Here is a 9442-nt window from a genome sequence, read left to right on the forward strand (position 1 = left end):
ACGGTGAAAGCTTCCTCGTGAACGGCAGGCCATTAAAATCAATAGCCTTTTACTGGCGGAAGAGGATTGCGGATTATCAGTCAAAACTTAACAGGTCGGGAGCGAAGAGAAGTAGAAAACTCAAAAAGAATGCACGGGAAGGCTAAAACTTCAAGCAAAGCATTACATCAACACGGCAGTAAGACAGACCGTTGAAAAGCTCTACCACCTCGGAGTTTCGAGGATTGTTGTAGGTTACCCGAAGGGGATTGGCCAGAAACTCTGAGAAAGGCAAGAGGCAGAACTTCCTCCTCTCCCACGTCTGGCGGTTCAATACTGTGATTCAAAGGCTCAAGGAAGTGGCTGAGGAATATGGCATCGTTGTTCAGGTTGTTAATGAGGCTTTCACCTCAAAAACCTGCCCCGTTTGCGGGAAGCCCCACGAGGGGGCCCGCTTTGTTCGTGGTTTGTTTAAGTGTCCCGCGACGGGGCTTGACTTTAACGCGGATTTGATTGGTGCTTTCAACATTTTAAAGAAGGCTGTGGAAAAGATAACCCCGAATCTGGGCGGCCTTTATGCTCAGAGGAGGGGTAACGGGGGGAAGACCCTCCCCGAGGGGTCGAAGACCCGCTTTAACTTGGGTCTAAATGAAACCCCTCAAACCTCCCTGCCAATGGCGAGGGGTTAACTCGTTGGAACCCTCGCCCTTCAGGGCGGGGAGGAGGTCAGCTCTTCTACCTTCACTCCCCTTCTCTTCAGGAACTCGTGCCACCTGTCCCCGTACACTTCCTCCGGCTTGGAAAAACCCCATAATTAACTGTAAAAACCTACGCCCTGGAAATATTTAAGCCTGCCGGGAGTAGTTGCAGTAAACCTTCAGCCTCAGCCACCCGATGAGCGTCCCGAAGGGGAGGAACACGGCAGTGAACAGGTAGAGGAGCCTGAAGGCCGCCAGCAGGGCCTCCCGGATAAATGAGGTGGTGTAATTCCCAGTGGCCACCATCAAAGCGGCCATAGCCCCGAACCCGTAGAATACCCCGTAGAAGAGGCGCGAGGCTCCGCCCTCGATGTGCCTCCTCTCCAGTAGTCCCTCCTCCACGAGCTTTCTGGTTATCCGATAGTCCTTTTCAAAGGCAACCGCAAAAAGTGCACCTACCAGCACACTAAGGGCCATATCCCCGATCACGAAGAGGTACAGCCCGGAGGTTACGGCAATAAAGGCCACGACGGCCCGTATTTTGAGCACCCGCCCGGGCACCTCATACCTGTGCACCATCATGGAGTAGTACCAGCCGGCCAGGACAAAGACGTAAAGCGCCATTGAAACGCTCTTCCCCAGACCAACCCCTGAGGAATACGCAACCGCAAAAACGAGGAGGGACGCTGAAAGCTCCCTGAGGAAGTCCCGCCAGGAATAGACGGCTTTTTTGGCCCTACCCTCCTCTTTTCCCCACAGCGCCGCCACGAGGAACAGGGCGGAGGCGCCGACTAAGAACAGAACGCCAAGCCCTTTGATGAGGAGGAAAGGAGTCCCCGGTCCTGCAAACACGAGGTGGATGAGCCCGAAAAAGATCACTCCGAACCCATATAAAACCAGGAAAAAGAGCGCGGACCTAGCAACGGGGGATTTTAAAAACTGGCTCTCCCTTCGTTCACCCGGCTTTCTCCAGAGAGCGAGCGCGGAGGTGTAGAGGAACGACAGGACGACCGCAAACAGGGAGCTTTCCCCGAGTGAAAGCGAGAGGGTGTAGCGGAACAGGAGCGCTAGAAAAACCGTCCCAGCAAAGAAGTTCAGGATGAGAAAACGGTTCCTCAACATCACCACACATCACCCCACAGATCCCGGTTCAGGCTTTGTTGGCCCCCTATTAGAGTTTGAGAGTACAGAGAGATAAGGGGGCAGAGCCCTCATCAACATCTGCTTGAGCAAATGGTTTTAACCTTATTTAATCCCCTTTGACATTAGTCCGTACGTGTCCTGTAATGGTGATAGCTTTTGGGGCTTTCACAGGTAGAGTAGCCGATATCCTCGGGTTTATCCCCTCCGCGCCCTTCGGGCGCTGTTAAAAGGAAACCCCTGCGGGAAGTCTGCCCGGGGGATGAAAGCCTTCGACATTACAACAACTGAAAGGCACGTACAAACTTTGATGAAACTTTGCGCAGGCAAAGTTTCTACCACATCTTCGGGTACCACTCTCTCGGCATAAAGACCTTTTCAACATCCACTGCTATTCCTCTGGTCTTTGTGAGCATCTCCTGTGTGGTCATCTTTGCCTTGCCCAAAGCCACAAGCTCGTCTTTGAGGGTCATTATCGCCACGAGATCTCCATGCTTTATACCCTTGTGGAGCTTCACTATTCCAGGGACAGCTAAATCGGCACCGTGGGTTACTGCAGCGACTGCGGAGTCTCTTATCCACACCTTGGGCAAATGTTCAACTGCCTTTTCCATTGGCTGGATTGCCTTTCTGAAGTACTCCTCAATACCATCCTCTTTCCAGAAGTGATAGGCATCTATAAGGTCGTGCAGAGTTATAAGGGTCTCATCTTCTTTAAACGGCCCGCTCCTTGTTCTCCTTAGCTCTGCCATGTGGGCGCCAACTCCCAAAGCCAAACCAATGTGATGGATGAGAGATCTTATATAGGTACCAGCCTCAACGCCGACCCTAAACAAAACATCTTTGCCGTCTATCTCAATTATCTCTATGTAGTAAACTTTTCTGGTTCTCAATCTCCGCTTAACGGCACTCCTCAAAGGTGGCCTCTGGATTATCTCGCCCTCAAACTCCTTCATAACGGCCCTTATTTTGTCCTCTGGCACATCTCCATGAAGGTGCATTAAGGCTACGTACTCCTTACCTGCCGGGAGCAAGGCTTGAACTACTCTTGTAGCCCTTTCGAGAGCTACGGGCAAAACTCCAGTGACCTTTGGATCTAATGTCCCTCCATGACCGGCTTTTTTAAGGTTCAGAAGTTTTTTAATCCATGCAACCACTTCATGGCTTGTAGGTCCGGGAGGTTTGTCAAGGTTTATGACCCCGAATTGCATGTGCATCTCAATCGGTCTTTTTTCTGGAGGAAGGCCCCATTTTGAATTGGTCTCGGCGTTTTCGTCCCTAACAACAACCTCTCTCTTAATATCAGCCGGGAGCATTAGCTTTCTCTCTCTTCTCTTTTCTTTCGCCATCGGTATCACCCAATGAGCGTTATCGAAGTTAATACCCCTCTTCCCTTTATAAAGGCTTAGGCGGAGCAGTAAAGTTATACTTGAAAAACCTCAACAACATGATAACTCAAAAAGTCTCTGATTTCGGGAGTAAGATTTATTTTGCTCACCTATCTTTACTTTAATACTCGACTCGGCAATTCAACCGAATAGTTCCAAAAGACAACACTAAAACCCCTGACGGTTTTCACATAAATAAGTGAGAAAATAAATAAGTGAAAATTGCTTATTTGAAATATTTGCCAAAACTACGGTGTAATAGGCTAATCCCTACTATCGAAAACACAACAAAAGATATCATTTCAGAAATAGGAATTTCTATCCCAAATAATATATTCCTAATTAAATCCGCACCAAATGAAATTGGATTAATTCTTGCTAATGTTTTGAGAACAGCTGGCATTAAGCTTACCGGATAATATGCGGTACTTATAAATATCATCGGCAAAAGGAATAATGAAGTTAATGAGTTAAAGCTTTGTTCTTCCCTCAAACTTGCTGCAATCCCCATCATAAATATTCCTACCGCAAAACTGCTAGAAAAAATTGCTAAAAATAAAACTGGAATATTATCAATTGATAGATATAACTCAGAACATATTGTTAATTTTGCAAGTAATAGGAACATTAATGCGTTAAAAGCTGAAAGTAATGAATGAATCAGTATTTTTACAAAAGGTACAAGCGATTTATTCATAGGAAGTGAAAGAAGGTCAAGTAAAGCGTGAGATTTTCGTTCTATAAATACTCTAGTAGCAGAGTTCAGTGATGAGTATATTACAACTAACATTATTATTCCGGGCAATATATAATTTAAATAAGATACCCCATTTATGGATGGCATGCCCTTATTCAGAGTATATCCAAAAACAAAAAGGTACATAAGAGGGGACAAAAAGGACGCTATCATAAAACCTACACTTCTTTTGTAGCTTAGAAGTTCTCTTTCAATTAATATTAATGTTTGCCCCAACATCACTTTTCTCCCTCCACCAATTCTACAAATATTTCATTCAAATCCTTTCCAGCATATCCTATTTCCTCTACTATACATTCTTCAAATAGAGATGCTAGTTCAGAGATTTTATATTGTGTGGGCGTCTCAAAATAAATTTCATTATTCTCCACTCTTGTCACGTTAAATCCAAGAACTTTGACCTTTTGAAGGAATTGTTTAGGAAAACCACACTTAATTCTATACAGCCGATCTATTCTGAAGTTACTCTTTAGATCAGATAACGCCCCATCAAAAATAATTTTTCCATTTTTTATAAAAATTATTTTATCACATAAATTTTCAACATCTTCCATATTATGAGTAGTGAGTATAATCGTCTTCCCATCCTCTTTTAGCGTCTTTATTATATTCCAAAGTTTTAGTTTAAAACTTGGATCACTTCCAGCAGTAGGCTCGTCTAAGATGATAAGCCTCGTACTTTCTGTTACACTAGCAAGACATCTTGCCACTTGAACTTTCTTTGCTAGACCTGGGCTTAGCTCCAAGAACAATTTTCTTCTATGTTCCTCAAGATTGAATGACTTAATATATTCTTCAGTTTTTATCTTTGCTCTTTTTTTAGGTATCCCCCTAAGACGTTGGTATAGATAAATATTTTCTTCAACAGTTAAAAAGGGATCTCCCGTAGCTTCTTGATGAGCAACAGCAATAAGTTGCTTAGCTTCAGTACTCTTTTTCAATACATTCATTCCAAATATTTTAACGTATCCGCTCCAGGGTTTTAGAATTCCTAATAATGTCAATATTGTTGTAGTTTTACCTGCACCATTGGGACCCAAATACCCAACTATTGTACCCTCGTCTATATTGAAACTTATCCCCTTTAGAATCTCTGTCTTTTTGTACCCTACTACTAAATTAGAGACTTCTACAGCAGCGTTCATAAATTATCACCTATCCGGATCTTTAAAAATTCCAGTGTAAGATCTTTATATAATTCTAAAATTTCTTTAGTAATATAAGAGCACGTTCTGTTGCGCAATTTCTCATCTCTTAATAATCTCAATGCAGTACACCCCCCTCCACAAAGTAGTGCATATGAACATTCTTTACAAGGCAGAGTTAATATACAGGTTTCTCTCCATTTTTTAAATGAATCATAAAATTGCAAATTTGGAATAAATTTCCCAACAGAAAATTCCTTTATGCCTACTACCACATCACAAGGATATATATCGCCATATAGATCGAAAACATATTGGTTTATATTAGCTTCACAATGTCTAAATTTGGGGAAGTATACGTTATTTTTATTGATTAAGTAATTTAATGACATTGCAAATGAATGGCCAGTAATTATTACCTCTTTAATCATCGAGGGGAAGTTCCTAACAAGGTACAATAGAGATTCCAATTCATTTTTTATACCTTCGGTTAATAAAGATTGATCAAGGTAGTTATACACTGACATAACATACAAGTGAACGTTTTTTCTCTTGAGAATACCAATCTCTTTTAAATAACAGTATAAATTATACACTGAGTTCTCTTTTCCTCGATGAACATGAATTCTTAACGCTATATGTGTCTTAGTGCTTATCTCATCAAGTAGAGAGCATAGATTATTTATTATAATATCAAAAGTCCCCTTTCCATTTGGGAATATTCTATATTTATCATGAGTGCTCTTATCTCCATCAAATGTAATCTGAATTGAATTAAATTCTTTAAGTAATGAAAGATAATGTGGTATTCCAACACCATTACTTACAACATTAAGAGCTAAATTTTGTTCTCTGCTTTCTTTTACTATTTGAGCAATAATATCAAATTCTCTTTTAATTGGAAGTAGTGGTTCACCCCCGAATATTGTTAATATAGACTTTACATTTGATTTCTTTGCAGCTTCTATTAGGTTTATTGCATGAAATAATTTCGATAAAGCTTTTTCAGAAATAAATTCAGGATCTTTTTTGATGCCCTTTTCATAGCAATATGTACACGTTAAATTACAATAATATGTTGGGATTACCATATAATGAAGTGGTAATGATTTCTCCTTTCTTATGAAATCTAAATATGCTCTCTCAACGTCTTTATTAAACTCATCTTCCGAACGGTATAACAACTTATTTTTTAACAAATCATGTATAGTATCACTACAACTTGAGTTTTCAGGATTGAGTAGATAATAGTATTCATTTCTCTTTAGCTTGTATATCTTGCCATGTAACGTATCCAATATAATGTAATTCCCTTCCTCTACGGGAATCTGAACCAAGTACTTATTAGTCTTCATAGCCATTACCCCATAAGCTTGTAATAGTTATCTATGAAATTCAGTTTTTCTTGCAAATTGGGAGTATTGAACCAATAAAACGAGACGTATATTGGAGGATGTTTTAAAATTTCCTCAACAATTTCTTGAGGTAAGTCTTGAGTTGATAATATAGTGTGCGAATATATGTTAAAGTATAATGGTTTTATTATGTCGTTCTCATATTTTTTCCGCAGTTCTGACATTGGTAAAGGTGCTAATCGTGAAAATCTAGTTTGTACCCCAAAATAATCCAAATATGTTATTGCATAAAAAGTTTTCAGGAAATCCTCGAAGTCTTCAAATGGATATCCCCAAATGAATGAAGCAGTAACATTTTTAATATAATCTAACGAGTTTATTACTACCTCTATAGCTTTGCCTATTGTAAAACCTTTATTTATTAAACGTAATATCCTATTACTCCCTGATTCAATACCATAAAATATCCCCTTACATCCAGAATCCATCAATGAAGTAAGAACATTATTATCTACTAAGTTTACTCTACCGAAGCAGGCATATTGTATGTCCAAGTCTGATTTCTGTATTTGCTCAGTAATTGAAAGAACTCTTTGTTTATTCAATGTAAATGTATCATCCGTAAAATGAATGTTCTTTACCCCATAATTTTCATTCAATAGTTTTAACTCCTCAATAACCCTTGAAACTCCTTTATAGATAACTTTCCGACCCCATAAGGGAGCCACATCACAAAAAGTGCATCTAAATGGACATCCACGAGATGTGTCTACAGTGACTTGATAATATTTTTTAAGGTTTATAAGATGATAAGCTGGAAATGGCAAAGCATCTAAGTCCTGAATCCTTTCTCTTTTTGGGGTTACTATAACCCTATCTCCATGCTTAAATGCAATCCCTTTTATATTAAGCAAATCCCTAGGAGTATATGAAATACCATTTCCTATAGTCCTCATTAACTCAAGTAGAGTGTATTCCCCTTCTCCAATACAGACGATATCTACACTGTCGTATGTGCTAAGCAGATTGTAACACACCTCTGATGGACCAGGCCCCCCAAGTATTATAATCTTTTCTGGAGTAATAGATTTTGCATATTTGGTAGCTAGCATGACCCATGGCAGTGAGTCCGTCATACATCCAATACCAACTATCTTCGAGTCAATGTTAGCTATAGTCTCACCAAGATGTTTATACCCCCATTTGTGTTTATAAAAAATATATTGGTAATCAATAACATCAACATCAAAATTATATTTCTCAAGAGTACCAGCCAGATATAAAATTCCAAGCGGAGTTTGAGGTTTAGACGATGATGAAACTACATTTATTAAAGTAATATCGGGCATTTGCTAAACCTCCTGCTTATTATTCTTTAAAAAGTTGAGATATTTCAAAGCTTGTTTATCAGCAGGATTGAGTTTCAAAGCATAATGGAGGTATTTGTGAGCTGTATCTAATTTATTATCCTTTAGGTATATTATTCCTAAGAGAACATAAGATTTTGAGTAGTTTGGACTTAGAGCTATTGACTTTTTCAAATATGTTATAGCGCTATTGTAGTCCTCAAGGGAATAATAGGATAATGCAATTAAGTATAATAATTTAGCCCGAATAAAATCTGAAGTAGGAGGTAACGAGGACAAAGCCTTGAGATAAGACGCAATAGCCTTTTCATATTGTCCTATGTAAGATTCTAAATTACCTAGTTCAAAATAAAGTTTCCATACACTATCCTTATATTTAGCTAAATACATAGAAGATTGAAAAACTTCTTGGAGTTGCTTCTTAAAAGCTATAGCTTCACTTATTTTGTTGTGCAATATTAGGATTCTGAGATATTTAGCAAAGAGAAATGGTGGAATATCATGTTTTATATATTCCTTAAAAACTCTGTTTAGAAGTAGATTACATTTCTCAAAATCTTTTTGTAGAATATAGACATTAAGTAATTTATTAATTACTTTTAAATTTTTTGGATCTTTTTCAAACAACATTTTAAGGTATCTTTCTCCTTTCTCTACATCACCCAGACATAATAATAAATATCCTTTGCAATATATATCCCCATCAACGTCTTTTTTTGGTATATCATCTCCCAACTTATCTAGGTACCCTTTAATCACTTTTTGCCCCCTCCAAGTGAAGTTAAAAAATAAAATAATAAAATTCAGTCAGAATCTGTACTTATAAATGCCCAAACTTGGAGACAACACGTCAATAATGTGGCGTCGTTTAAAGTTTCTGTAATGGCAGATTTGACATCAAACTCTTCCAACTCTTATCACCTCCGAAAATTTTACATACTCAATAAGTTGTTTTTATATTTAAAATTTTCTTAAACTTTTAGGATACTGTTAGGATAAGCTGTGGGGTGTCAGGTTTAAGTTACTGGCAGTACTTTAGAAAAAGAAGGGGGAACATGAAGTCTGAAACCATTATTTACTGGGTGGTTTCAGCCTTAAAACCCTTTCGTCGCAACAAAATCCCACCAGAAAAGAAAATCAGGGCAATAACCCTGTACCTAAACGGCTTAAGCTACAGGCAAACCGCCAGAATCCTCGGAATCAGCCACACAACCGTCTGGGAAGCCATTCAAAAATAGCAGAAGCAGTTTACAAGCCAAAAATCCTCGCAGTCAAAAAACAGCGAAACTTCATCGCAGTTGACGAAACAGTAATAAAAATCAACGGGAAGAAAAGATACCTCTGGGCTGCAATTGACGTTGAGAGCAAGGAAGTTTTAGCAGTCTGGATTACGACTGTTAGAAACTGGTGGGTTGCCAGGGATTTCATTCTAGTTGTTTTGAAATCCTGCGAGGGACAGCCAATTTTCCTGGTTGACAGGGCGAGCTGGTATAAGTCTGCTTTTAAGAGTTTTGAGGTTGGGTTATCTGCATGTGACTTTCGGGCCGAGGAACAGTGTTGAGCGCTGGTTTAGGACGTTGAAGGAGAGGACGAAGCGTTTCTGGAATAATTTC

The 9442-nt window shown here is 39.4% G+C and carries 7 protein-coding genes and 2 pseudogenes; 2 read left to right on the forward strand and 7 right to left on the reverse strand.

Translation table 11 applies throughout. The annotated features are described in order from the left end of the window. A pseudogene (locus THEPK_RS07060) lies at positions 1-668 on the forward strand (RNA-guided endonuclease TnpB family protein); the annotation flags it as partial. A 156-nt stretch (positions 669-824) separates the two neighbouring features. Here the strand turns inward: THEPK_RS07060 and THEPK_RS07065 are convergent. From THEPK_RS07065 to THEPK_RS07095, 7 genes are all read right to left on the reverse strand, one after another. Next, entirely contained in the window at positions 825-1799 is a 975-nt protein-coding gene (locus THEPK_RS07065) for a hypothetical protein (RefSeq protein WP_042699976.1), read from the reverse strand. A gap of 353 nt (positions 1800-2152) precedes the next feature. Further along, positions 2153-3166, reverse strand: coding sequence for an RNA-guided pseudouridylation complex pseudouridine synthase subunit Cbf5 (locus THEPK_RS07070; protein WP_042699979.1), 1014 nt, complete (start codon positions 3164-3166; stop codon positions 2153-2155). Between the two features lie 265 nt (positions 3167-3431). Beyond that, the gene (locus THEPK_RS07075; protein ID WP_042699982.1) at positions 3432-4181 is read right to left on the reverse strand and encodes an ABC transporter permease; all 750 of its coding nucleotides are present in this window, start codon (positions 4179-4181) and stop codon (positions 3432-3434) included. Then, positions 4181-5107, reverse strand: coding sequence for an ABC transporter ATP-binding protein (locus tag THEPK_RS07080; RefSeq protein ID WP_042699985.1), 927 nt, complete (start codon positions 5105-5107; stop codon positions 4181-4183). The genes THEPK_RS07075 and THEPK_RS07080 overlap by 1 nt, the downstream gene beginning before the upstream one ends. Continuing rightward, positions 5104-6462, reverse strand: a complete 1359-nt coding sequence (locus THEPK_RS07085; RefSeq protein ID WP_058945924.1) for a radical SAM/SPASM domain-containing protein — start codon at positions 6460-6462, stop codon at positions 5104-5106. Before THEPK_RS07085 ends, THEPK_RS07080 begins: the two co-directional genes overlap by 4 nt. Before the next feature lie 5 nt (positions 6463-6467). After that, positions 6468-7811 carry a B12-binding domain-containing radical SAM protein gene (locus tag THEPK_RS07090; RefSeq protein WP_042699991.1) on the reverse strand — a complete coding sequence of 448 codons (1344 nt, stop codon included), beginning with the start codon at positions 7809-7811 and terminating at the stop codon, positions 6468-6470. A 3-nt stretch (positions 7812-7814) separates the two neighbouring features. After that, on the reverse strand, positions 7815-8588 hold the full coding sequence (locus THEPK_RS07095; RefSeq protein WP_042699994.1) for a tetratricopeptide repeat protein: 774 nt from the start codon (positions 8586-8588) through the stop codon (positions 7815-7817). A 296-nt stretch (positions 8589-8884) separates the two neighbouring features. Between THEPK_RS07095 and THEPK_RS12650 the strand changes: the two are divergent. Continuing rightward, positions 8885-9442 (forward strand): annotated as a pseudogene (locus THEPK_RS12650) (IS6 family transposase); the annotation flags it as partial.

This window comes from Thermococcus sp. PK, from assembly GCF_000430485.1.
In the GTDB taxonomy this organism is placed as follows: Archaea; Methanobacteriota_B; Thermococci; order Thermococcales; family Thermococcaceae; genus Thermococcus_A; species Thermococcus_A bergensis.